Source organism: Domibacillus robiginosus (genome assembly GCF_000966195.1).
Lineage (GTDB): Bacteria > Bacillota > Bacilli > Bacillales > Domibacillaceae > Domibacillus > Domibacillus robiginosus.
In genome coordinates this window covers 49073-72837 of record NZ_LAHL01000033.1, presented here as the reverse complement: position 1 = coordinate 72837, position 23765 = coordinate 49073, and the positions used below count along the sequence as shown (strand labels likewise).

Here is a 23765-nt window from a genome sequence, read left to right as displayed (position 1 = left end):
TCCTCGGCTTGCGCCTGCGGTATCTCCCGACTCACTGTACTTCCCGCAGGAGTCTTCGTCCGGCCGGCTGCACTAAGTGGTGTTGAAGATCACTTAGCCAAGGACTTGGATATACATTTTCTCCTTTTAAAAAGAAAAAAATATGACCTTATTCGCTTTATATACTTTGGTGCAAGGCGCTTTGGCGGCGTCCGAGTCAGCGCCTGCCCCATGGAAAGCGGAGCTGCCCGGACGCCGCCAATCTACCCCATTCATGTGACGGTTTATCACTCATTTGTTTACATTCTGAAAACTCTTCCAAGAAGAAGAATTTCTGGTTATGCTTTTAAAATCAGCTGCTGCCTTCCTGCTGTTTGTTTGCCGTATCTGCTTTGTTTTTCTTCTCCGGCTCTGGCATGTTTAATTTACTGTTTGGACTAAATCCCTGATAAAAAAGCCAGGTGATAGTAACGCCGGCTATCACAAAATAAACAAAAAATAACATAGACTGCATCATTGTGTTCACCTCAAAACAAAATGTACGAACGGAGTCATTTACATAGGATGATCTATATCTCGAAAATTTATTCATCTAAGATGACACAAGGACTGAAGCCTTTACCCTCAGATCTCGATTTTTCATTTAAGCCATATTAAAAGAAATAATACACGATGCTGTTTTAAAGTTTTTTGAGATAAAGAAATGAAGAGGGTTTTTTAAAAAAAAGTTCCTTCACTTACATATTCATTAGACTTCCAAAAGCTTGTACAGATTCTTCTTCGATCTCCTTAAATGAATGGCCGTACACGTTTAAAATCACTTGTGGTGTATTGCCCAGAAGATCCGGCGATAATCTTAATAGAAAATCGCTGGCTGATTAAAATCATCGCATGTGTATGGCATACACTATGTGGTGTAATTCGTTTTAAATCCGATTTCTCATAAATAGGCTTAAAGCAGTTTTGTAACGTACTTACTGAGCTAGGCTCTCCACATCGAGTTGAAATGAAGATAAAATCGTCTACCAGGATAGTCCAGGAATTCCGCTTTGTTTTCGGTAGCCTCGTTCCGTTTATATCCCGCGTCCTATTGACGATCAGCGCCTTTTTTAAAATCATTATTATTCCATGCTAAATCAATTGATTTACCTATTTAAGCAGCGGCTTTAGTAAATGTTTTTTTTTTGTAAAAAAGGATCGGAATCTAATTTTAGTCTGTAAATCCTATTGAAATATACGCAGTAAACAAAAAGCATTTTACCGAATGCTTTTTGTTTTGGCGATTCGCCACGGAAAGGATTATATAGTGTTGTTTCAACATATAGGCATAATCGAGATTGTATACTGAGTTAATGCAGGTGAAAAGACGTTTCCAAGTGGGAACTTAAAAAAACGAATAAGTGCTAATCGTATTTGTAAAAATAACTTAAAGGCAGGTGAGGTGAAATGAACTTAACGGAAAAGCAAAAGGCGTTCATCAATCATTATTATGCCACCTTAGGTGAAAAAAGCGCGATAGCAACCGTTGAACAAATGGTTGAAGCATTCGTTGTTCTGTACTTAGAAGCGAATGATCATTATGAAAAAGAAAAAGCGGCGTATTTTATTTTGACGATCCACCCTGAGGAAAAGCTCACCGGCTTTGAAGAACTGATCGACGTTCAGGAGTTATATAAATACGCGGCAGCTAAGCAAAAGAGAGTGAAGAATGGAGCAAAAGAGGCGCAGGAGAGAAGGCATCGGAAGCGGGGGGATTTTTCTTTGACAGATTCTGAGTGGGAGAAAGCCATCCATCATTTTGACAATGAATGTGCGTATTGCGGAAAAAGAAATAAATTAACATTTGAACACGTTGTTCCATTTTCAAAAGGCGGCAGCTTTGACAGGAAAAATATTGTTCCAGCATGTACCGTGTGCAACTCCAGCAAGAACGATATGGACTTTTCTGTGTGGTATCGAAATCAGCTGTTTTACGACGAAACAAGAGAGCAAAAAGTCATAACGTATTTAAATCAGGTAAATGAGCCATGTTCTGAGTTGAGCAGTTAATTGAATAAGGATAGAGAGGGAGCTGCTTAGAGTTCTCTTTTTTTTATTTGTGTAAAGCGTATTCCTGCTGAACGAGGGGTAGATTTGGTATGATTCTATATTAAAAAATTGTAACAATGGATGTGACGACTATAGTTATTTTTTCAACTTTACATATCAAGTAATAAAACCCCTATAAGGACTTTTTTGTTTTGAAAGTTTGTCTTAAAATAAAGTTCCCCCAATTATTCGAGGGAGAATACAGGAAGCTGAAAAGCACAAATTGAATCGAAACTTTGAGAACCTTAATGCATCAAGATTCTTTGGCTTTTTCCTAGAGGCTTTACGCGCTACTGCTTTTATTAAAAGAAATAATATGTGGATATCGAATATGGTGATGAACATTATCGATTGTCAATTGAAGATGGTCGATGGCCACACCCGTCAGCTTTCCGGTCAATAAACCGCCGGTTGTCACGACTTGAATCGTTTTTCCGCTGTGCATCAATAGGTGATCGAGAAACACGGGCTCCGCCTGTACCGTATAAACAGGTGACAAGTGCTGCATAATGGATGGAAACTGAGGGGAGTACAAATACTGCCCTGGCGGTAATAGCGTTTTTTTTGTGTGATTCCGATATTCCTGAACCATATGTTTCACTCCTTTATAATTTACAGTATGCGCTTTAAAAAGGAATGACACATGGAGGCCGCCGCGTATCAGTGTACTTACCTGTACTGTTCATTCATATAGTATAAGGACAAGTATAAGTATAAAAAGGTGGGAGCGTTATGAAAAAATGGACAGCCATTGGAGTCATCCTTCTGTTGAGTGCGTGTTCAGCAGAGGAGGAATTAGTGCAAAACACATTTCCACAGGGAACAGAGTCTATTATTGAGGAACCATCAGAAGAAGAACTGGCGGAAGAAATGAAGAAAGAAGCCCAGCCGGCACAATTTAACGAATTAAATTCAAAGCAGCCCCCGGTCAATAAAAAAGTATTCGCAACAGGAGTAGTCACCAAAATAGTAGAGTCTGGTTTAACAGGTTCATTTTATCTTCAAGCAGCAGACGGTACGTACGTAATCATGAATTCCACACAAACAGATGTACAGGAGAATGAGAGGGTAACCGTTTATGGTGTAGTAGGTGTTGAAAAAGCAGCAGATGGAACACCTATTATCAACGTCGTTGTGATCGAAAAGTAGAAAGATCATTTCAAAGCAACAGTTGCGGCTCAAATGAAATATCAATTATTCTAAAAGAAATATCCGAATAAGCGGATGCTATACATTCGGGAATGACCGGTCCTTCAATGGAGCTTATGACAAAGGAATTGCACATTCATTTTTTATTTGTTCTCCTTACTGTTTTTTATGCAGATAGCCTATTTACAACAAAAGAAAATGGAGCCGAACTTGGCATGATGGTTTCGTTTAGTACTATTCAAAGTCTGGGCGGAAAAAGCAACGTTACAAGCAAAACAAATAAAGGAACGCTTTTTTAAAATTGAACTTCCCATCGTCCATACAACATAATATTTATTTTGCCAAAAGCCCGCCTCAACTAAGAATTGGGCTTTTTAGCATAGCATTCTATGGCCGGATCAAGACGGAGGTTCCGATTGGAATCGTTCTGGAAAGTTCCTCTACATCTTGATTGTACATGCGTATGCATCCTCTGGATACATACTTTCCAATGGACGAAGGGTCATTTGTGCCGTGAATTCCATAGCTTTTTTTCGATAAGCTCATCCACATCGTTCCGTAAGGCCCTCCCGGATTGGGTGCCTTGTTAATAATAATAAAGTTTCCTACAGGTGTTTCATGTAGCATCCTGCCGACTCCAACCGGATACACTTTTCTGATTTGTCCCTGGTACAGTAAAGTTAATGTTCGATTTGAAAGAGAAACCACAATGGCAAAAGGAAGGCTCTGGGGAGATGGGAAGCCTGGAATTGTAATGCGTTGTCCTACATAAATGGAATTTGGTGTAACACCGGGATTGCTGGCAATTAAAGCAGCGAGTGAAATTCGGTAGTCTCCTGCAATAGAAGAAAGAGTTTCACCAGCTTTTACAATATGAATCATATGATTCCTCCTTTTTTGCTTTGACCCTTTATTTTATTCAAGGCCGCTGCAAAGCGGGAGAAACCGTACAAACATTGATACTAATATTAGTGGCTATTTAAAAGCAGCAAGTTCCAGCCAAAGCAAACCTGCTTTAAGGGTTTGTTTGGCCGGATGCGTTCGTTCCATTGCCCAAATATTGAATGAGTCGGCTGACTGCTTTCTCTCCAGCTGTTTCCCATTTATTTTTTTCCTGTATTTGTGCATCAGGATCCACAGGATCTTGAAATTGGTTGAAGCCAGATGCGGTAAGCAGAGAATGTTTATCCTTTTCCAGTCCAATATTGACTACATGTTTGATAACAAAAGGAGTCTGAAACGAAATAAAGGCATCATATTCGTCCAGCATACCGTCCAATACCGTAAAGGGAAGACGAAGATACACTTTTTCGTTTTTGTCGCACCATAACGTTGAATCAAAGCTACCGGCATCATATCCCCAATTTCCGCCCAGGTCATATCCGAGCTCATTCATCTGGTCTCTTATATCACCAAAGCGGGCCGTTTTTCCTTCCAGGTCTGTTTGAAGTTTTAACATATGTCCTCACTCCTCTCCAAAAGTCAATAAACAGCTTTGACAAAAAGTCGTCATTCAATACTTGAAGCAGCCAGGAAAGGAATGCATGAGAAAACCCCGAGCTTATTTTTGCCCGGGGCTGCCGATTATTAAGCATTTAAATCATTGATCCCTGGACTGTGCTCATTTGGCATTTCGGGCATAAGAGGAACAGGGAACCCGGACGGAGGATCTACCACGGAAAGCGTGCCATCGTTTCGGCTTGGAGACTGGCCTTGAAAAATTTCGGCTATTTTTGTTTCGTCCATTCTGAAGTTAAACAGCGCATTATGGTAACCCATTTCTACGTACTTCCGGCATTCTGGGTATTTATTGATATCGTAATTTGGAACGGGGAACAGCTTGCCCCAATCGACTCCTAGTGTTTCAAGGGCTTTGGCAAATGCATTTTGATGGGCGTTATCCCGGACAATCAGGAAAGCCAGCGTTTCACGAAAAGTTTGGTTGCTACTCATTTCATAAATACGTGTTTTTTGCAGGACACCCGTCGATTCAAGAACAAGGTTATCAAGCAAATCCCCGATCAGGTTTCCATGGCTGTACACCCAGGAGCCATTCCATGGATTTCCTGCAGCGTCCACTGGCAGAGAAGCCTGGGCTCCAATAATATAATGGTGCGGATTGGCATGTTTGACAACGTCACTCAGCGGCGCGCCATCTGCCCCGGCATTGCCTGGCATATTCGATTCTCCAGAGCCATTGAGCAGCTGGTTAATGGTATTTTGGACAAGCTCTACATGGGCAATTTCTTCAAGAAAAATACCGCGAAGCAAGTCTCGATATTGAACAGCCTTGCCTCTGAAATTGGAGCTTTGAAAGAAAAACTGCATCATTGTTCGCATTTCCCCGAAGTGTCCGCCTAGTATTTCCTGCAGTACTTTCGCAGCGGCTGGATCGGGCTCATCAGGTGCCACAATATTGATTAATTCCTCTTTGTAGTAATACATTTTCCAGCCTCGTTTCTTATTGAAATTTGTTCAATCATTATCATGAGGAAGCGGGGGATATTTTATTCACAAAGAGGTTTTAAAAAAAGAGACGCTTTTTATTTAAAAAACACTGGCTGTCCCGGCTTGGCAGGGACAGCCAGAAAAAAGCTTATTTACGATCCGTGTAAGGCTCTTTTTCCGACGGGGGAAGATCGCCCAGGGAAGACATTAATTCTTCATCATCGAGCACTTCTTCATACAATTCATGCTCTCTGTTTGGATATACATCTACTTTGTTTCCGTGTATATCGACGGCTGCAAAGTTTTCGTAGTCCTCTACATATCCTTTGTTTTCCTGTGATTCCATATACATGTCTCCATACTCCTCAGGCGGGTTCATAAAATCTGACGGCGATTCAGATGTACCATACTGGGCAACATCCTGCCAGGAATCCTCTGCGTCATAAGCGACGTTTTCTGACTTGTCATCAAAATCAAATTGTCCAAACGGCGGGGCTAAAATGGTTTCTTCAACGGGCCGGTCGCGTGGAATATACCGTTCCTGTGAATCCTCCATGCAGTAAAGTGTGGTAGGTACTGCTTCGAGCCGCTCAAGTGGGATTTCTTTTTTGCAGACTTTACACACGCCATAGGTACCAGCTTCAATTGCTTCGAGAGCAGCGTTGATGTCTTGCTGTTCCAAACGGGCATGCTCACTTAACGCCATGTCCTTTTCCCTTTCAAACAATTCTGTTCCCGTATCTCCAGGGTGATTATCATAAGTAGATAACTCTCCAACAGAGCCGGGGAAGTCGCGCTCAATATTAAATTGGTCGTTTTCCTCCATGCGGGCTTCGATCTCTTTTTTTCTGTTGACGAGCTCCGTTCGAAATTGGGTTAACTGGTCTTTGGTTAACATACGCTCAGTCCTTTTCACTACGTTTTTGTATCAAATGAAAAAACCTTTCTCCGTATGATTCCCAAAGCAGCCGTTTTGAGTCCTGCAGCTCAAAGTTTTATGGTTCAAGACGAAGAAAAAAGCGCTTAAAGCGCTTAAGATTCCTTTTTGATTTGTTTTTTTACGGGTACCCCATTACGGAAGTGATCAGTCGATCGATCATCCTCAGCCTCTGCATTTTTTGGCAGAAAAACGATTGAAGCCACAAAGCTGATTGTTAACAGTACACATACAAGCCATCCAAAAACATCAATCGGAGCCATTGATAGAACCTCCTTTGTTAAAAGCCGGGGTAGAACGCACAGGGTATTATAAATAACATATGCGGGGTTCTCGTTATGTAGCACTGAAAAGAAATAAAAATAGCTGTATGAGCTATCTGCATATTCTTTCCAGAAAAGCAATGGGCGAAGGGGTAATGCCGGTTCAGCGTTCATTCTGCAGGAAAGCGCAACTGCCAGCGCACATTTACAGGGGTTATGTAATCAAACGTTGAATACTGGCGGCGGCATCTTTTATGTTTTCATATTCCTTTATTGTTTGGTTTGGTAAAACGGTTACTTGAATGGTAGTCGTATTCTTAATACAACTGGCCCAAACGAGGGGCTGTTCATTTTTTTTAAATACATGTTTCATTTCAACCGTATTGAAATAGCAAAGAAGCTCTAACTTTTGGATAATGTATTCTACGCTCATAATGAATCACCTTTCATAAAACGGACATAAGCATCGAGTTACTGTGTTATCCGAATTTGATAGGTTAAAAGTACCATGAAAATAAGTCGTATTTCAAAGTTCAATGTGCTCGCATCTTCATCTTTGTTTATTCTGTTCCCTAAAAATGAAGAGAGGTTTAAAAAAGAAAAAAAGGGGAATGTGTAAATATTTAAGTGTGAGGTGGAAAAATGAAACATATTGTAGACATTTCCCATCATCAGGGAAGGATCGATTGGGAAACAGCCCGTCATGATATCGAGATGGTTATTTTAAGGGTTCAGGATGGAAGCACAACGCAGGATCGGTATTATGCATTTAATGCGGAAGCGTGTAAGAAGTATCGTATCCCATTTGGCAATTACGCATTTTGCCGCTTTGTTTCAGAAAACGATGCAAAAGTAGAAGCGCATGATTTCTAGAAACGTGGCGACCAGGCAGCACATTTTTGGGTGGCGGATGTAGAAGTGCAGACAATGAAAAACATGCGTGCCGGTACACAGGCTTTCATTGATGAACTGCGACATTTAGGCGCCAAAAAAGTCGGGCTATATGTCGGCCATCACACCATCACACGTACAACAGATTCGAAGCAGAAAAGATAAGCACTGATTTTATGTGGATACCGAGGTACAGCGAGAAAGCGCCAGACTTTCCTTGCGATTTATGGCAGTATACCGACAGTGGAACAATAAAAGGAATCAAGGGGAAAGTGGATTTAAATCGATTGACTGGGACAAAAACAATTGATTGGTTTTTGGATGATTCCTTACGAAGAGAAAAAGAAGAAGATATGTTACACTACACCGCTTCATACATAAGCCGCATGCTTCGAAAAAAGTAACAAACCAAAAGCTCCAGCGGCATAAAGAGCTGCTGGAGCTTTTGACTGTTTCATGTGTATCGCATTAAGGTTTTTCAAGTAAAAAAAGTGATGCTGATCGGGCTGATTTTCCGGTTTGCTCATCCATAGCTATAACATTCAATAGTTACTGGCTGCTTTTAGGATTGCTTTCATGGTAACGTTTTTGTGAAGAGCGGTACTCGGACTCAGACAACAATTTTGGTTTTCTTGACATGAAAAACAGTGAACCAGCAAAGCCGGCTGTCAGAAGAGTGGATAAAGACCATCCAAAAAGTTCTATTGGCTCCATATAGTAGAAAACCTCCTTGTTTTATCGTGATGAATTATGTATTTACCCGATTGTTAGAAAATGAAACATAAAAACGGCAAAACAATAGATAAACTTTCCATAAGCTGCTTTTAGAAAATAAAGTATTTTCTATGAAGCAAAAAATATACATTGCCGAACAGTAAGCGTGTAAAATCCTGCCCGAGGATAGATTATTTCGCAAAAATCAGGTAAAATAACGAAAGTCGATTTTATATAGCCGCAGGGGGAATATCAATGAATCCAGCTCAAGCAATCCATGAATTTTTATTAGAAAAAGCTAAACAGATCACCGAAGAATGGTACGCCTCTTTAGATAAAAATGATCCAAATGGGGTTTATTCAACAACGGATCCTTATGCTATTGAATTGCTAAAAAAACAGAATTATGAATTCCATCTGCAGTTTTGCGAATTATTTGTTGAAGAAGAAAGTGTATTTTTAAAGGAATTTGAAAAATGGATTATTAATGTTGCCAAGGATGAGCATCATTTAAATACGCCGATGCATTTTATCGTAAGAGAATTTTTCAGAACACGGGATCAATATCTTCAATTCCTGGAAGAATTTTTCTCCATAAATCAGTCCGCTTATCCGCAGAATGAAGCGGACCTCTGGAAACAGCGGGTAATTAGTGCTATTGATCATGTAGTCATGTGGTTTATGCAGGAGCATCACAAATTTTCAGTGAAACGGCTTCAAAGCCAGCAGGAAATGATTAATGAATTAAGTTCACCCGTTATTACATTAAATCGTGGAATAGGGCTTTTGCCGCTTGTAGGTGATATTGATACAGCACGGGCCAAGTTAATTTTAGAAAAAACGCTCGAGCAGTGTGCAGAAAAAAGAGTAGATCACTTGTTGATTGATTTATCGGGTGTCATTATGATCGATACGATGGTAGCCCAGCAGCTTTTCCATCTTGTCGAAGCATTGGGATTAATTGGCGTAAAAACAACACTGTCAGGTATTCGCCCGGAACTAGCGCAAACAGCCGTTCAGCTTGGTCTTAATTTTGACAAAATATCCATTACTTCTACACTATCACATGCTGTTATTTCCAGTCATATGTAGCGATAGGGGAAAAAATAAAAACAGTCCAAAAAAGTTCCTATATGGAATCGTATTTGGACTGTTTTTTTGTTTTATCGTCTGATGTAAAACAAAGCTTATATGTAAGCAAAGAAAGAGTATGGGAGCGGGCGTCAGCTGAAGGACTAAAAAAAGCCGAGGATTTCCTCGGCAAACGAATAACCAGCTGAAATAGGAGTTGGAGGGATGAAGTTCCCAACATCTACAGCATAACCACTTTTTTTGAAAAATATACAAAAGAATATAGTGGAAAACCTGGTTCATCATAAAACAGGTATGTTTAAAAAATGCTTTCTCCTTGTTGGCAAGCAATGTTTTGCTTCGTTTTATAATCGAGCGCTTTTACGTTCTTTTCTCTTGTAAGGAAAAGAAAAAAGAAGTCTATTAAGATAGCAGGCAGCATACATTCAAATAAAACAAACATCATGTAAACAGCTGCAAAAGCTCGCAGGCGGCATATTAAATATATACTTTCCTTGAAAAGCGATAAAACATATTCTTAACAAAAACAAAAGGAGGCGTTAAAGATGAATGTAGGGGAGTGGAAAATGATTGAAATAGGCGGTTCAACAGCCATTGGCTATGTAAGCAATGTGAAAAATCAAAGCTGGCATGGAGAATGTATTGAATTTACCAAAGTAGGATGGTTGACAAACAATACAATTCAATGGCGCCGGCCAACACAGGGTATTTATGAATCAAATCGTTTTCACTCCGCTGCACAGCTGCTGGATTTTTACCAGGATAAAAGCGCACTTATTGATTTAGCTCTTTTAACAAAAGACAAAAATTGGTTCGATGAACTAACCACGAACACCTTTTAACATACTAGGAGCCTCCCGCTATTTACCGGACAAATGTTCGTTTTTTGGTTGATTTTTGAACGTTTGTTCGGTATAATAGAGAAGAAAGGGAGGTTAAAAAAATGGATGGATTGTTTCGAATGTCCCTTGAAGAAAAAAAGCCAATTGTTATTATGTATATGACAGATGATCGTGTCATTACCGACCGCAGTATTATTGTAAGAAAAATTCATCCTGATTATATTAGGGCGTACTGCTTTAAACGAGGAACATTACGCACGTTTAAGCGTGATAATATATTAGCAGCCTCCAAGCCATTTCGAAAAGGGAAGCACAGCCCGTTTTCAACTGCTTTGTAAACTGCTCTTAAAACATCCAAACACCGCATATATGCGATGTTTGGATGTTTTTTGTATAGCGGTAATAAAAAAGAAGGACGGAATAAACACGATGTACACAATCAGCGAAAAAGAGATTTGTTTATAATCAGAAACATGGAAATATAAAAACAGTGGCGAGGTAAATAAATTTGCATAATTTTATAGGTAAACTATCATGCTCAACGTATGGCTACCATACAAATATGTAGTACATAAAACAAGCAAAGCGCCTCCTTATGAAAGAGGCGCTTTCTACATGCATTTTATTCATCTGAAGCATCATCTTTTCTTTGATGGGCCTGCTCAATTTGGCTGCTTACAGGAGAATGCTCAATCACAGCTTGCGCTTGCTCCTCTGTCAGGCCCCGCACCTTTTGCAGCCAGTTGGCCATATGCGCTTTTTCACTTTCAAACTCATCAAGCTCAAGCTGCCTTGTTCTTTCTTCTTTTGAAATCAAATAATCTTCATAAAGACGCTGGTAATCAACCTGCATGTGATATCGCTCCTTTTTTTAAATGGTTTACCCACAAAAGGGACGAGAAAAAACCTTTTCTTGAAAGCTGTGCGCATTTGGTTATAATCAGCAGGCTTATACATAGACATGAGAAGGAACGAATAAGGGGTGGGAGGACAAAGCATGAGCAGCGAGAAGCGATCTTTTTCATCTTTAAAGTCCTATGTGCCGCGCCGCGGGCTGTTTGATCCGTGCCCGCCGATCGGATACAAGTATTACAGTACACCTCCTAATCTGTATTTAGGCTTTCAGCCGCCGGGCCTTCCCCAGTTCTCTCCACAAGAGGCGCTGAAAAAAGGGACCCTTTGGAAAGTGTTTTACGATTATTATGATAACCCGTATCGAAAAGGAGGAAAGGGCCGTGGCTAATCCGCTGCCGAAGGAATATTACAAGCAGCTGGAGGAAATTCAAGCTGCCGACTTTGTTGTGCACGAATTGATTCTTTACCTGGATACTCATCCGACGGACCAGCAGGCCCTTTCTCAATACAATCAGTTTGCTCAGTACAGCAAGCAGCTGAAGCGGGCTTTTGAAGCGCAGTTTGGTCCGCTTCAGCAGGGCAGCCCAAATCCTTCTTCATCTGTATGGACGTGGAACAGCACACCCTGGCCGTGGCAGGTCTAAAAAGTGAAAAGGTGGATACCAAATGTGGGTCTATGAGAAAAAGCTTCAATATCCTGTAAAAGTAAGTACATGCAACCCGACGCTTGCCAAATATTTAATGGAGCAATACGGAGGAGCAGATGGGGAGCTTGCTGCCGCTCTTCGTTATATGAATCAGCGCTATACCATTCCAGACAAGGTGATTGGGCTGCTGAACGATATTGCAACAGAAGAGTTTTCTCACCTGGAAATGATTGCAACGATGATTTACAAGCTAACAAAGGATGCAACGCCCCAGCAGCTTCGGGAGGCAGGGCTTGCTGAGCATTATGTCAGTCATGACAGCGCTCTTTTTTACAACAATGCGGCCGGCGTGCCATTTACCGCAGCATACATTCAAGCAAAAGGAGATCCTATTGCAGACTTGTATGAAGACATTGCTGCCGAAGAAAAAGCTAGAGCAACCTATCAATGGATTATTGATATGTCAGATGATCCGGACTTAAACGATTCACTTCGGTTTCTACGAGAAAGGGAGATTATACATTCCCAGCGGTTCCGGGAAGCGGTTGAAATCGTTAAAGATGACCGCGGTCAGAAAAAAATATTTTAACATGAAAAAAGCCAGAGCCGCCGCTCTGGCTTTTTTCATGTACATTCAGTAAACGAACGCTGTACCGATAATAATCAGGAGAATAAACAAAACGACAACAAGCGCGAACCCGGATCCATAGCCCCAGCTGTTTCCTTCCTGTTTAGCACCCATTTTTTCCACCTCCACACAGTAGTGTATGCGGAAGAAAAAAATATTCCTGGACAAATCGGCAACCAGGCCGGGATTTTGCACGGACAACTTCAATAATCAAGCATACCGTATAAAGGATGGGGTGATTTTTAGAGGAGGGGAAAAAGTGAGCTCTAAAAAGTTTAAAGACATCATTCAAATTCCCTATTCAGAGGCCGTACAAAAAATCCAGACTGGCGACCTGTTGTTTTGCAGTGGGACGTCTTTGATCTCTGAATTTATTAAAAAAGCATCAAATTCTCTGATGAGCCATGTGGCTTTTTTAGTCCGCTGGCATGGCCGAATTCTTGTATTTGAAAGTGTAGAGAGCGCAGGCGTACGGTTGATTCCACTGGCTCACTATGTAAGGCAGAACCGCAATGTGGGAGAGAAATATCAAGGGGCGCTTTATATAGCACGTCATAAAACCTTAATCGATTCTTCATTTGACCGAAGATGGCTGCATTTTATGATTGGAAAAGCCATTGACTCTCTTCATCGAAATTATGACCCAGCCGAACTGGTTCGCATTTTAACCAGAATCAAGCTGGGCATTGGACGCCATAAAGAAAATGATGAATATATTTGTTCGGAATTTGTTGATTTGTGCTTTAAACAAATAGGGATTGAATTCCCGCGAACAAAAGAAGGGTTTATTTATCCTGAACATATTGCGGCAGACCCCAATGTTTATCCGATGTTTCAAATAGCACCGGAGTTGTCGAAAGAAAGGGAAAAAGCGATTGTTAATACAATCACGCCATACAGGCCTAAGTAGAAAAAATCACGCTGGCTCACTGAATCCATAAAAGTCGCTCCTTTTCAAATAAGCTAATGGCTATTAGTATAAATCATTTTAAAAAAATCATTCTTAATTAATACATTATATGCTAAATTCAAATAAATAAAAAAAGCTTATAAAAGCACAAAAAAGGGAAAAGAATGATACAGAAAAAGAAAAAAGGAAGTGACCAGCCATGCAAATTGAAAAACGTGCACTGGAATTATTAATTGACATGAAAAACGGCAGCAAGCCAAGTCAGGGGGATACAAGCCTTGAATCATTTGGAGAAGCGCTTCATTTTCTTGACTCAAACAACCTGGTAACAGGTATTACAGTCAGCCGGTCGGATGAAGGAGAAATTATCGGCTATACGATTGAAGATGAATATTCGGTTACAGTATCAGGCTACGAGTTCCTGGAAAAAAATACAGGACAATAAGAGTAAAAAACAGGAAGCTATTTGAAGAAGGTAATCCCTCTTCAAACAGCTTCTTTTTTATGCCATATGTGCAATGAATTTAAATGATAAAAAAGAGCGCATTCAAGCGCGTGGATGCATCTAATATAAATAGCAGTGGCGGCAAGGAGGGGGACATATGCTCAAACCGGGTGATTGGGTCATTATTGCAAATGGGCAAGAAAGAATTATCGGATTCATCCGTGATTTTTCCAGACTTCGAAATGAAGTGTATATTGTGCAGGTATCGACGTATATGGATAAACGAATTACACCTATGAAACCAGTTCTTGAAGTAGTGGAAAGTAAAAAAATTATGGCTGTCGGCTTAACGCTTGCAAAAGAAGATTGGGACGCAATGATTGACCTCCCTATCATAAGTAAAAGCAGATATAGCCTTGCTGCAGCTACTATTTCGCACTAACGATCCAAAAATGCTTGGATGTGCCCGGTCCGTAAGAAGATTCTTCGCTGGCGTCAATCACGATTTCTGAAAAGATGGAGATAATTAACTTTTTACGTTCTTCATCCTCTGCAATATCCCAGACGGCTTTAAAATGATAAATGAGATTTTTCAATTCTTCAGGGGAGAGCCTGATGGCTTCTTCTAGATCCGATTTCTTATTCAATTCACTGCTTAAGTTTTTTTCTTGGATTTTCAAAATAGACAGCTGATTATTTAATTCTTCAATGTCGATCAGGTCATTGATGAACATCAGCTTATATTTTTCAATGGATTTTCTTACGTTATCCAGTTCATTAGCAGTGACCTTTATATCATCACCTAAATGGACAATTTGCTTCGTTTGGGTCTTGGAAAACCAGTTTTGTGTTAAATCATCAAAAACACGCATTAGCTCATCGGCAAGCCTGCTTTCTTGTATTTGCGGCATAGTGCAATTTTTGGCTTTTATTTTGTTTGAACAACGGTAATACTTCTTTTTCGTTTCCACACCGTTTTTTTCCTTATATTTATAAGCAGTGCCGGTCATATAAGCTCCACACTTGCCGCAGCGCAGGACAGACGTGAAATAGTACTTGCCGGTTAATGACTTTCCTTTATTACATTTTCTGCTGTCAAGAATCCTCTGTAACTCCCAGAATTCTTTTTCTGTAATAATCGGATCGATCAGCTCACTTTCGAATGTGCGCTGATCCTCCAGGGGCTGATACGTTTTCCCGCTGCCGTCATTGTAGCGGAAATTCCCTATGTAAACAGGATTTCTAAGCATGTAGTGAACTGAGAATCCACTCCATTTAAACCCTCTTTTTGTGCGGTGACCTTCTGCATTGAGTTCTTTAGAAATAGCCTCCATGCCTTTTGTTTTCCCCATTTTAAAAATCTTTTTTACAAGCTCTGCTTCTTGCTCAACAATGCGAAAAGCAGTGCCGTCAAATGTATACCCGTAAGGAATGATACCACCCATCCATTCACCGAGGCTCGCTTTCTTCAACATGCCGAATTTAACCCGCTCGGCAAGGTTTTCCCGCTCCCATTGTGCCAGTGCAGCGACAAGGGTAATGAATAAGCGGCCAATAGCTGTTGTCGTGTCATACACCTCTGTTGCTGACTTGAACTTAACGTCATGCCGATCAAAAATTTTAAGGAGCTCGTATAGATCAAGCACCGACCGAGTCAGGCGATCAAGACGGTAAACGAGGACCACATCAAATAAACCGATTTTCAAATCTGCCAGCATCCGCTGTAGCTGGTCGCGCTTTAAGTCCTTCGCTGACCGTCCTTCATCCCGATAGACCTTTGCAATGTCCCAGTCCTGTGAAAGGGCATAGGCACGCAGCCTTTCCTCCTGGGCAGCAAGTGAGTACCCGTGTTGAGCCTGTTCTTCTGTAGAGACGCGTATATAAAGAGCAACTTTCATTCGCTTCACCTCATTATCAAGGAGTCCTTACCTCATAGTAGTATTCAATGGCTCGTGATATACAACTTCTTTGCAGGTACGTCCAGAATCTCCTGTGGATCATCAAGCTTACAAAATACGAAACGCCTATTCGGAATTCATGTTCTTTTGAGTGCCAAATAAAATCCCCTCTCATAAACGAGAAGGGAGATTTTCATGCATAACGTCCATCATTTGAACCTTCCACTGAGCAAGCTGTTCTTCGGCAAAAGAATATTCAACGTTAAAGATATAGGAAGTCAGCCGGGAGATGAAAAAATGAAACCCGTTCAAAAAGGGTTGTCCAGCCATACCTGTACGATGAGAGGCATAGTAATAAGCATTTCAACTATGAAAGGCGGTCGTGTAATGAAAAAGCCTAACCTTGAGCCGATTGACTTCACGCCGGAAAAAGCAGAGCGCGTCAAGACAGTGATTGAAGAAATTTTGTCACGATACACGGGTACAAAAATCATGATCACTAGCTACGAGCTTGCACCGCGTAAACGCAAAAACGAGTCTGCTTAACCTTTCTTTATACATTAAAGGGCAATCAAGTATTAAAAAAGCTACAACGAAATACAAAAGATAGAATTGATTTCATGAAAGATAAAGAAATCAATAAACACCGGAAGTAATCATTGAAAGATTGATCGAAAAGGAGGAAGTGACGGTCAATCAGCGCCCATTTGATATCGGAGTTTCTCCTCAAAATGAGCAGCGGCTTTACAACACCTGTACTAAGAGGCAAAGCGATTGTCCTTTGAACCTTTTTTACAGACTTTCCCGCTTGGAAAGTCTGTAAAGCGTTATATAGTGAATTTTTGACACGGCACAAACAATGATTTTAATAGTCATAAGAATCAATATATATGAAAGAGCCCAAATGTCATGACCTGTATGAGATTGATATAAAAAGAGCAAAAAAATAACGCCCGCTGATAAAAATCGGAGCGAACGTTAAGTGATGTATGTCTAGGTAGATTGTATCATATTATTAATCGATATGACTATAGCGTTTGTCGATAAATGTCGAAAAAAATTTCATTTCACATCAATTTGTACTTGATTGATGAAACATTATTTATCAGAAAGAAGTTAATTCGATTTCTAAAAAAAGAAAGTGGCTAAAAAAGTTTAAAAGAATCCCATCTATTGAATTGAATTCTCACGATAACACAAGTTTAGATAGTTTGCTCAACAGTACGTCCCAAAAATCAAACAAAAGGGGTAAAAGCTTTTTTGAGAATTGAAGAGTAGAAAAAGGTCAGTATCTCTTAGATTAGATATTTCTAACAGCAAATATGATGATACCCCAGTTAAGAATATAGCCAAATATTTATTTCTCGAAATGAATAAATTCAGAAAAAAAGAGAAATAAAGAAAATAAGAAAACCGGGGGTGAAAGCTTTGGTAAACATTGGAGATTGGAAAATAGTCAAGATTGGTAGTATGACAGTGGTTGGATATGTGAGCAACATTATTCATTACAGCTGGCACAGTGAGCGATTTGAGTTAACAAAAGTGGTTTGGATTAAGAACAATCAATACCTTTTAAAAAAACCATCGCCGGGCATTTTCACAGAAGAACAGCTGGAGCCGATCGGCGATTTTTGGGACAAGCATCAAGATAAATCAACATTAATTGACCTGGCTTTAAAAACAGGTGACAGAGAATGGTTTAAAGAACTGACAGAGGGAAAACGGCATACCGTGGAGCAGTAATTAGCCAGCAGTGGACGCCTGAGGAAGTACCTGGCTATTGTGTGGACTGAAGCTTTTCCTTTATCTCAGAAGCCATAAGAAGCGAGATCTGCCAAAACGGCGGTTAATTCAAATGGTGATCTCGGCAAAGCACAGTACATTAGATTTAAGGAAAAAGATGTGAAAAACAAGTACATTCTGGAGCATGGCCAGGATCTGATGGCAGAACGTCTGGAAATGAAAAAATGGCGGGAAATTCAATAAAACCCAGAAGCAATGCTCCCAGGCAATCAAGCTTAAACCACAGGGGGTGGGTAGCTTGATATCGCCTATTGTCCTTTAATGATGTGAAAAAAGCAGCAATGGATGTGTAATTTCTATAGAAAGCAATCAGATTTATACCTAGCTATAGCTGAAAATGTATGTATCTATAGATGGTTGTAGAACGAACAATAACAGTATGAGCAAATTTAAAAAATATACAGAAGTATATTAAAGCAAGCTTTTTAATTGAAATTGAATAATTAAATTGTCGAGTTCTTCGCTGTATTTAATCGTTTCGCTATTTCCCAGACCTTTATTCGTACCAGTGACAATCATTAAGTGACGAACATTTTTAATTCTAATAGCTAACTCATCCAGATTCAATTGATTGTTCATCGCGTCATTCCTCCTATATGATTCTATTTATTTAAAAATACAACAGAAAGAATCATATGGTGTTTGGGGAGAAATGACAATGTGTTCGACAAAACTTCTGAAAACATTACACTTTTTATTTGATAAAAAAGATAAAAGCTGAAATCAGTAAGCTATCGTGATTGCAGAAGAGTGCTTAGAAAATACGAGTTAAGTAAGTGAAAAATTCTTAGAGGAATTAATGTAAGTTTAATTAGAAAACTAATTGCTGTGGAGATTGCGACTTAGTGTATAAAAACTTCGGTCAGTGGATACCCTTTGGATAATAAAGAGCTTGTCCAAAAAGGAGATAAAACCTATGAACAAAAACATCTGTACTACATGTAGCCGACACATCGACCCATACGAAACCGTACACAACAAGGGAGTTTGCGACAGCTGCCACTACAAGAAGCGGAAAGGCTGAACAGATAGTTGAAAAGCAATTTTTCGAAAAGATTGGAAAATCGTTTCTTATAAAACGTCTACAACTAAACTGAATAAGCTTATGGGAAATCCATGGGGCATTGAATGAACGCACACGCGGCGTTTATTTGGTGCCCTTTCTTGCTGTTTCAGTAACATGTGTCGTTGCAGTCAATCTGCAATTTGATCCCTTTTTTTTGCACCGAGGAGTGAAGGGATAAAGAAGAAAGAAAAAAATTTAAAAGGGAATATGTAACGATTGCTCAGGTAGAGGAATTTTTACTTCAGGTCTTGAATCAGTTTATATCGAGGATTGTGACACTTGTTTGGGCCTAGGAAAGGCTACAAGGAATTCTTGGTTAGTAATTTTTAACTAAGAGGGGGATTCACATGAGAAAGCTTATTATGGATTTTCATTATTTAATCAATAACTATGAATCTAGAGCAGATATTTCATAAGAAAAAGCCAGTTAATAAATGACGAAGTTAAACAGCCTTCTTCAGCCACACCTGCAGCACTCATAAAGAAATATTAAAAATTTTTAATAGAGCTTTTAAATGGGGCGCTGTCACAGTTATCACAACGGCCGCTTTTGGTACCATAGATAGGTTTTTTTGTTTTATCATTCATGTTCTTCGCTTTTTGTTATACTGTATGACATATCAATTAATGAGAAAATTTGTTAAAAAAGAAGAGGAGAGAAGGAGTAATGAAGAGGGTACCTCGTATGATAGCGACGGCTGCACTTGCGGGAGTGGTATTTGCTTCAGCTGGTCCATCAGCACTGGCCGAAGAGTTGCTTTCATCTCAAAAAACAGAACAAGAGTCTACAAACATACCATTCACTGATGTAACACCAAGATATAAAGAGGCTGTGTCCTTTATGTACAGTAATGGTTTTGCTCAAGGGATAAGCAAAACGCAGTTTGGTGTCAATCAGCCAATTAAGCGAATAGATGCGGCAATGACGGTAGCAAAATACGTGAGTCTCAATCCCGGCTCCAATCAAATGCCCTTCAAAGACGTTCCTCAGCGTGCCGTACCAATGGTATCAGCTATTTATGACGCAGGGTTAATGATAGGTAAATCAGCAACACTTTTTGGATCCAATGACCCGATAAAAAGGGGAGAAGCGGCTGTTCTTCTTTATCAATTGCTGCCATCCATAACCCCATTTAAGACAGCAAATATTGCGTTTACCGATGTCTCAGAGCGATACGTCACAGCCATAGAAAAACTGGTTGCTCATGGCATTGTCCAGGGTAAAACAGCGACTCGATTCGGCACAGCGGATCATTTGACGAGAGGCGAATAGGCCATAATGCTTTATAGAATTTATAAAGCTGGTTCACCGGCTGCAAAGGAACTCCCTCCTAGTGACGAATTACCGTCTTCAAATGAGGGATTGGTGCTTAAAATGGAAAAGGAAAGCTATAGTATGTCAACCGACACAGGTGCAAGGCTTACTGTTACACAGACAGGATCTTCATCATACTACTCCCATCCTGTATTTATTTTAGAAAAGAAGCAAGGAGATGATTGGCAAACAATAAGATACAGTAATGGTGCTATCCCCCTTCCAGTCGTGTATGTAACACAGGCGAATGAAAGCATGACTTTAGGGTCTCTTAACTTTGGCAGCTCTGTAACACTCATCACGCCTGGAGAATATAGATGCGTGGTTGATTTTTTCCCACATGATGAGCCCGATAAGGACAATGTGCTATTAGCGGCATTTTTCACATTGATTGAATAACATTTTTAGTTTATAAGATTGGCTACGTATATTCCGAAAAGAAGAGAGCACTCACCAATGCTGGTGGGTGCTTTTTCTTTTGAATTTTTGTTATACAGTTGGTTTATATGACAGAATAAAAAATAACTCCGCCAATAATAGGGTTAAACAATCTTCTTTGTATCTTTTAAATATGATATTGCGCGAATTATAGCGAATAACGAAGGGGATTATCTCCTTTTGCAGAATTTTAAGAAAAGGGGGTAGTGCCAGTGGACAATATTATAAAAGAGTGTGAAGAGCTATAAAAAAATACAGGTATGCCGTTTAATAAAGCACAGCCTTTTTTTCAAGAAGGCTGGCAGGAAATTGGCAGGAAGTACAAAGTAACTGGCCCTCAGGTATTTCAATATTACCTGGACTGGAAAATAAAGAAAAATAACAAAAGACACTAGTTCTTTTTTTTATAGGCTCTGTTAAAAACTGTTATTGCTTTTTTAAAAAACATCTTTATAATTTGGTGTTATGAAATGTAACATATAATAATGGTTTATCTATTGTGAAGGAGCTCGTTTTATGTCAGAAAAAATCAAAATAAGAAATGCAACCATTGAAGATTTACCGATTATAGTGGATATTTATAATTCGACTGTACCAGGCAGGATGGTAACGGCGGATCTTGAACCTGTGTCTGTCGAGGATAAATTAGGTTGGTTTAAAGAACATAACCATCTCAACAGACCTATATGGGTTGTGGAATATGACGGAGAAATAAGCGGCTGGGTAAGCTTCTCATCATTTTATGGAAGGCCGGCCTATAATTCAACCGCCGAAATAAGTATTTATCTTGATGAAGCTTTTAGAGGTAAAGGCATTGGTAAATTTACTATACAAAAAGCTATAGAAGCGTGCCCTGAGCTGAATATTGATACTTTACTGGGATACATATTCGGGCATAACGAGCCGAGTCTTCGCCTGTTTTCTAGCTTTAATTTTGAAAAATGGGCTCATTTGCCCGAAGTGGCTGAATTAGATGGCATTAAAAGAGATCTAGTCATACTTGGGAAAAAGATTTCTTAATTGCTTAACTCACCGGTGCATCCGTTCATTGAACAGTTTTATTTAAGGGCCGGGACGTCCTTTTGAGGTGACAAACCAACACCCAGCTTCGGTGGAGCGTTAAAGCAAAGAAGTGAGAAGGTAGCTTTTCCTTTACAGATCGAGTATAGCTCGGTCTTTTTTTATTGCTTAAAAGAAGGTGAGAACATTATGAAATAAATATATACTTTATGGCAGTGAAATGTAGTAGTGCTAATAACTTGTTTTACTAAAAAGTGTATTTCCCTGCCGTTTTTAATTTTAAGAAAATAATGAATTAACCTTTTCTGTACATAAATTTCTTAAATACGGTTAAATTAGGCATGTATAAAATCAGAAAAAGCAGCTTGTAAAACAAGAAGGGCATTGCGGTGGAGGGAAAAATAAAATGTACTTTTCAATGATTATATTTATTGTTCCCTGGATTATTGGATTCGTACATCTTCACCCGAAAGATCGAAAGCTTATTCCATTGATTGCTCCTTTTACTTCAGCTATAGCATTTCTAATAAATGAGCTATGGGTTTACTTTGACTTTGGTGAAATTCATCCCTTTCATGAACAGGAAACGTTGCCGGGACTCCCTTTTAACATAGGGTTATACCCTATTGTAGGAGGTTATTTAATCTTATTTATAAGGAAAAGTACACATCCATATCTCCTTATTTTTTTATGGGCGCTGTGTATCACTTTCCTTGAAAGTATATTGGTTATGATAGAGCATGTGGTGTATCGGGAAGGCTGGAATATTTTATGGACTTTTTTGGCGTATCTGGCTGTTTTTGTGTTCATCTATTGGTTTTATCTTTATTTAAGAAAGTTGAAAGTTATAGATTAAATCATGATAATGAAGAATTTGCTGGCGGTTTTTTGAGGAAACAGAAGCAGCACGATCACTTATTGAAGCTGAACAGGGGCATCACCCGAGAGTCAGGTTGTATAGTATATACAAAAACGTCCCGGTTTCGGTCAATGTTACTTCTTTGATTCAGTAATTTCGGTTCATTCATCCGAGTAAATAATATCTTCTTGAATATCCCCTTTACACAAATGTAGTTCAATCAAAGGTTTTTCCTTTTCAAACCCTCTCACTCGGTCGCGCCACTTCCCCTCTTTTCACAATTCTTCTTACATTTTTTCGTTTATTTCGGCATAACCCAAGCACTCCTGTCCATATCATCATGTAACACCCATTAACTTCAGGGAAGAGCTGGCGGAAATGAATGAAGAAAAAAGCTGGACGTAAAAAATATCCCTGTGTATATCGTAAAAAGCAAGTAGTAATCTGTGCTGATAATCAGTGTATCACCATCAAAAGCGAAAAGGAGTGCTGCATAGTGATGAAGGATGTTGAAATTATCAAAATGTGCCGCCAGTTTGTCGCTGGTCTTGTATGGCAATATGGAGCGCGTGCCTTTCCACAGAATTGTTTGGCCAGGCTCGAAAGCATTACACGCGAGAAACTGGCTGAATTTACGGAGGATGAGAAAGAAAAGTTTAACTGGCCGCTGTTCTTTAATATAGGAATGCTGGAGATCGAAATGGAGTAGAAAGGACCCCGGTCTCGGCCGGGGTCATCCATCCTTTTTAAATGGTTTCTCGTACGAATCTTCGGCCATAATCCTCTTTCCTGGTCGCTTCCAGGCCTCACAATGCAAATGTACAATGCAGTGCATTTGTGCTACCCCCACATGATCCGTCACCTGTATTTCTTCCTGATATCATGGGTACATCATGACAACTAGTTCTTTTTTGTTTCATATAAAATCAGTTCTTTCAGCAGTCCTGCTTTTGAGTAAAGGAGCGATTTTTCATTTTCATTCCTATAAGGTGATAAAAAACAAAGGGATATCAAAAAAAAATACCTGCTTTTCATTATGTTAGCTCTTGCCATTATGACAGATGACGAGCAATGGTTTCGACAATTATCGAAACGAAAACCAGGATAAAAACATATGTTTACCGCTAGGCATAAAAATGATATATTTACAGTAAATGGCTAACGAAAAGAGGAAAAACATGATTGATCATATTGTGCTTGTTAAATTTGCAGAAACGACGACTGTCGAACAGCTTGAAGAAGTAGTAAAGCGATTCAAAGCCCTTGAGCAGCATCTTGAGGGTGTAATTGATATTCAAGCCGGCATTAATTTTTCCGAAAAAAACCAGGGCTATCAAGTGGTGCTTACAACACGGTTTGAAAACAAAGCGGCGCTTGAAGCATACGGTCCGCATCCGGAGCATCAAGCGGTCGCAGCGTTTATTCGCGAGGTCGGCCGGCTCGACAGTATCGTCGTTGATATTGAAATTTAACAACTG

At 39.7% G+C, this 23765-nt stretch carries 34 protein-coding genes and 1 pseudogene; 21 read left to right on the top strand and 14 right to left on the bottom strand.

Annotation, left to right across the window (positions count from 1 at the left end; genetic code table 11):
- Nucleotides 1-331: 331 nt before the first annotated feature.
- On the bottom strand, nt 332-493 hold the full coding sequence (locus tag VP97_RS23935) for a hypothetical protein (protein WP_156153522.1): 162 nt from the start codon (nt 491-493) through the stop codon (nt 332-334).
- A gap of 932 nt (nt 494-1425) precedes the next feature.
- Between VP97_RS23935 and VP97_RS15540 the strand changes: the two genes are divergently transcribed.
- Nucleotides 1426-2028: an HNH endonuclease gene (locus VP97_RS15540; RefSeq protein ID WP_050182827.1), complete on the top strand. Its 603-nt coding sequence runs from the start codon at nt 1426-1428 to the stop codon at nt 2026-2028.
- 322 nt (nt 2029-2350) lie between these two features.
- On the opposite strand, the gene VP97_RS15535 is transcribed toward VP97_RS15540, so the two are convergent.
- Nucleotides 2351-2659 carry a DUF2642 domain-containing protein gene (locus VP97_RS15535; protein WP_050182826.1) on the bottom strand — a complete coding sequence of 103 codons (309 nt, stop codon included), beginning with the start codon at nt 2657-2659 and terminating at the stop codon, nt 2351-2353.
- A 140-nt stretch (nt 2660-2799) separates the two neighbouring features.
- Between VP97_RS15535 and VP97_RS15530 the strand changes: the two genes are divergently transcribed.
- Nucleotides 2800-3216, top strand: a complete 417-nt coding sequence (locus VP97_RS15530) for a single stranded DNA-binding domain-containing protein (RefSeq protein ID WP_050182825.1) — start codon at nt 2800-2802, stop codon at nt 3214-3216.
- Nucleotides 3217-3332: 116 nt separating this feature from the next.
- The gene (locus tag VP97_RS15525; RefSeq protein ID WP_156153520.1) at nt 3333-3515 is read left to right on the top strand and encodes a hypothetical protein; all 183 of its coding nucleotides are present in this window, start codon (nt 3333-3335) and stop codon (nt 3513-3515) included.
- Nucleotides 3516-3603: 88 nt separating this feature from the next.
- On the opposite strand, the gene VP97_RS15520 is transcribed toward VP97_RS15525, so the two are convergent.
- The 6 genes from VP97_RS15520 to VP97_RS15500 all read right to left on the bottom strand — a co-directional run bounded on the left by VP97_RS15520 (nt 3604) and on the right by VP97_RS15500 (nt 7297).
- Complete coding sequence (locus VP97_RS15520) at nt 3604-4098, bottom strand: L,D-transpeptidase family protein (RefSeq protein ID WP_050182823.1); 495 nt, start codon at nt 4096-4098, stop codon at nt 3604-3606.
- A 133-nt stretch (nt 4099-4231) separates the two neighbouring features.
- On the bottom strand, nt 4232-4675 hold the full coding sequence (locus VP97_RS15515) for a YugN family protein (protein WP_050182822.1): 444 nt from the start codon (nt 4673-4675) through the stop codon (nt 4232-4234).
- A gap of 128 nt (nt 4676-4803) precedes the next feature.
- On the bottom strand, nt 4804-5661 hold the full coding sequence (locus VP97_RS15510; RefSeq protein WP_050182821.1) for a manganese catalase family protein: 858 nt from the start codon (nt 5659-5661) through the stop codon (nt 4804-4806).
- Between the two features lie 151 nt (nt 5662-5812).
- Entirely contained in the window at nt 5813-6562 is a 750-nt protein-coding gene (locus tag VP97_RS15505; RefSeq protein WP_050182820.1) for a TraR/DksA C4-type zinc finger protein, read from the bottom strand.
- A gap of 134 nt (nt 6563-6696) precedes the next feature.
- A complete protein-coding gene (locus VP97_RS23925; RefSeq protein WP_156153519.1) occupies nt 6697-6864 on the bottom strand; it encodes a hypothetical protein in 168 nt (55 codons plus the stop codon).
- A 214-nt stretch (nt 6865-7078) separates the two neighbouring features.
- A complete protein-coding gene (locus VP97_RS15500; protein WP_050182819.1) occupies nt 7079-7297 on the bottom strand; it encodes a hypothetical protein in 219 nt (72 codons plus the stop codon).
- Nucleotides 7298-7506: 209 nt separating this feature from the next.
- Here VP97_RS15500 and VP97_RS23380 point away from each other — a divergent pair.
- Nucleotides 7507-8075: pseudogene (locus VP97_RS23380) on the top strand (glycoside hydrolase family 25 protein); the annotation flags it as partial.
- 229 nt (nt 8076-8304) lie between these two features.
- On the opposite strand, the gene VP97_RS24255 reads toward VP97_RS23380, so the two are convergent.
- Nucleotides 8305-8469 carry a hypothetical protein gene (locus tag VP97_RS24255; protein ID WP_172656787.1) on the bottom strand — a complete coding sequence of 55 codons (165 nt, stop codon included), beginning with the start codon at nt 8467-8469 and terminating at the stop codon, nt 8305-8307.
- Between the two features lie 255 nt (nt 8470-8724).
- On the opposite strand from VP97_RS24255, the gene VP97_RS15490 reads away from it, so the two are divergent.
- The 3 genes from VP97_RS15490 (at nt 8725) to VP97_RS15480 (ending at nt 10741) form a co-directional block, all read left to right on the top strand.
- Entirely contained in the window at nt 8725-9561 is an 837-nt protein-coding gene (locus VP97_RS15490; protein WP_050182817.1) for an STAS domain-containing protein, read from the top strand.
- A 545-nt stretch (nt 9562-10106) separates the two neighbouring features.
- Nucleotides 10107-10403, top strand: a complete 297-nt coding sequence (locus VP97_RS15485; RefSeq protein ID WP_050182816.1) for a hypothetical protein — start codon at nt 10107-10109, stop codon at nt 10401-10403.
- Nucleotides 10404-10504: 101 nt separating this feature from the next.
- On the top strand, nt 10505-10741 hold the full coding sequence (locus VP97_RS15480; RefSeq protein ID WP_050182815.1) for a hypothetical protein: 237 nt from the start codon (nt 10505-10507) through the stop codon (nt 10739-10741).
- Between the two features lie 284 nt (nt 10742-11025).
- On the opposite strand, the gene VP97_RS15475 is transcribed toward VP97_RS15480, so the two are convergent.
- Nucleotides 11026-11256: a hypothetical protein gene (locus tag VP97_RS15475; protein ID WP_050182814.1), complete on the bottom strand. Its 231-nt coding sequence runs from the start codon at nt 11254-11256 to the stop codon at nt 11026-11028.
- A gap of 144 nt (nt 11257-11400) precedes the next feature.
- Here VP97_RS15475 and VP97_RS15470 point away from each other — a divergent pair, with 144 nt between their 5' ends.
- Genes VP97_RS15470 through VP97_RS15460 form a run of 3 tightly spaced genes read left to right on the top strand, consistent with a single transcriptional unit; the run spans nt 11401 to nt 12494 of the window.
- Nucleotides 11401-11646 carry a spore coat associated protein CotJA gene (locus VP97_RS15470; RefSeq protein WP_050182812.1) on the top strand — a complete coding sequence of 82 codons (246 nt, stop codon included), beginning with the start codon at nt 11401-11403 and terminating at the stop codon, nt 11644-11646.
- Nucleotides 11606-11902: a spore coat protein CotJB gene (locus tag VP97_RS15465; RefSeq protein ID WP_050182811.1), complete on the top strand. Its 297-nt coding sequence runs from the start codon at nt 11606-11608 to the stop codon at nt 11900-11902. Before VP97_RS15470 ends, VP97_RS15465 begins: the two co-directional genes overlap by 41 nt.
- 22 nt (nt 11903-11924) lie before the next feature.
- A complete protein-coding gene (locus tag VP97_RS15460) occupies nt 11925-12494 on the top strand; it encodes a manganese catalase family protein (RefSeq protein ID WP_050182810.1) in 570 nt (189 codons plus the stop codon).
- A 45-nt stretch (nt 12495-12539) separates the two neighbouring features.
- On the opposite strand, the gene VP97_RS23375 is transcribed toward VP97_RS15460, so the two are convergent.
- On the bottom strand, nt 12540-12647 hold the full coding sequence (locus VP97_RS23375) for a YjcZ family sporulation protein (RefSeq protein ID WP_082220387.1): 108 nt from the start codon (nt 12645-12647) through the stop codon (nt 12540-12542).
- A gap of 145 nt (nt 12648-12792) precedes the next feature.
- Between VP97_RS23375 and VP97_RS15455 the strand changes: the two genes are divergently transcribed.
- From VP97_RS15455 to VP97_RS15445, 3 genes are all read left to right on the top strand, one after another.
- The gene (locus VP97_RS15455; RefSeq protein ID WP_082220386.1) at nt 12793-13443 is read left to right on the top strand and encodes a YiiX/YebB-like N1pC/P60 family cysteine hydrolase; all 651 of its coding nucleotides are present in this window, start codon (nt 12793-12795) and stop codon (nt 13441-13443) included.
- 199 nt (nt 13444-13642) lie between these two features.
- Nucleotides 13643-13888, top strand: a complete 246-nt coding sequence (locus VP97_RS15450) for a YjcQ family protein (RefSeq protein WP_050182809.1) — start codon at nt 13643-13645, stop codon at nt 13886-13888.
- A gap of 157 nt (nt 13889-14045) precedes the next feature.
- Nucleotides 14046-14330 carry a hypothetical protein gene (locus VP97_RS15445; RefSeq protein WP_050182808.1) on the top strand — a complete coding sequence of 95 codons (285 nt, stop codon included), beginning with the start codon at nt 14046-14048 and terminating at the stop codon, nt 14328-14330.
- Here the strand turns inward: VP97_RS15445 and VP97_RS15440 are convergent.
- The gene (locus VP97_RS15440; RefSeq protein ID WP_050182806.1) at nt 14317-15786 is read right to left on the bottom strand and encodes a recombinase family protein; all 1470 of its coding nucleotides are present in this window, start codon (nt 15784-15786) and stop codon (nt 14317-14319) included. The genes VP97_RS15445 and VP97_RS15440 overlap by 14 nt on opposite strands.
- 297 nt (nt 15787-16083) lie before the next feature.
- On the opposite strand from VP97_RS15440, the gene VP97_RS15435 reads away from it, so the two are divergent.
- Both VP97_RS15435 and VP97_RS15430 read left to right on the top strand, forming a co-directional pair.
- The gene (locus VP97_RS15435; RefSeq protein WP_156153518.1) at nt 16084-16332 is read left to right on the top strand and encodes a hypothetical protein; all 249 of its coding nucleotides are present in this window, start codon (nt 16084-16086) and stop codon (nt 16330-16332) included.
- Between the two features lie 882 nt (nt 16333-17214).
- On the top strand, nt 17215-17529 hold the full coding sequence (locus tag VP97_RS15430; RefSeq protein WP_050182804.1) for an IDEAL domain-containing protein: 315 nt from the start codon (nt 17215-17217) through the stop codon (nt 17527-17529).
- Between the two features lie 471 nt (nt 17530-18000).
- Here VP97_RS15430 and VP97_RS23370 read toward each other — a convergent pair whose 3' ends face one another.
- Both VP97_RS23370 and VP97_RS25015 read right to left on the bottom strand, forming a co-directional pair.
- Nucleotides 18001-18168 (bottom strand): Spo0E family sporulation regulatory protein-aspartic acid phosphatase, encoded by a 168-nt coding sequence (locus tag VP97_RS23370; RefSeq protein WP_082220385.1) that lies wholly within the window; start codon nt 18166-18168, stop codon nt 18001-18003.
- Nucleotides 18169-19144: 976 nt separating this feature from the next.
- Nucleotides 19145-19243, bottom strand: a complete 99-nt coding sequence (locus VP97_RS25015) for a DUF8096 family protein (protein WP_483782897.1) — start codon at nt 19241-19243, stop codon at nt 19145-19147.
- 79 nt (nt 19244-19322) lie between these two features.
- Between VP97_RS25015 and VP97_RS15425 the strand changes: the two genes are divergently transcribed.
- The 6 genes from VP97_RS15425 (at nt 19323) to VP97_RS15400 (ending at nt 23759) form a co-directional block, all read left to right on the top strand.
- Nucleotides 19323-19928: an S-layer homology domain-containing protein gene (locus VP97_RS15425; RefSeq protein WP_050182803.1), complete on the top strand. Its 606-nt coding sequence runs from the start codon at nt 19323-19325 to the stop codon at nt 19926-19928.
- Between the two features lie 6 nt (nt 19929-19934).
- On the top strand, nt 19935-20369 hold the full coding sequence (locus VP97_RS15420) for an immunoglobulin-like domain-containing protein (RefSeq protein WP_050182802.1): 435 nt from the start codon (nt 19935-19937) through the stop codon (nt 20367-20369).
- 555 nt (nt 20370-20924) lie between these two features.
- Nucleotides 20925-21428, top strand: coding sequence for a GNAT family N-acetyltransferase (locus tag VP97_RS15415; RefSeq protein WP_050182801.1), 504 nt, complete (start codon nt 20925-20927; stop codon nt 21426-21428).
- Nucleotides 21429-21834: 406 nt separating this feature from the next.
- A complete protein-coding gene (locus VP97_RS15410; protein ID WP_050182800.1) occupies nt 21835-22284 on the top strand; it encodes a CBO0543 family protein in 450 nt (149 codons plus the stop codon).
- Nucleotides 22285-22783: 499 nt separating this feature from the next.
- Nucleotides 22784-22996 carry a hypothetical protein gene (locus VP97_RS15405; RefSeq protein ID WP_156153517.1) on the top strand — a complete coding sequence of 71 codons (213 nt, stop codon included), beginning with the start codon at nt 22784-22786 and terminating at the stop codon, nt 22994-22996.
- Between the two features lie 469 nt (nt 22997-23465).
- On the top strand, nt 23466-23759 hold the full coding sequence (locus VP97_RS15400) for a Dabb family protein (protein WP_050182798.1): 294 nt from the start codon (nt 23466-23468) through the stop codon (nt 23757-23759).
- Nucleotides 23760-23765 lie beyond the last annotated feature (6 nt).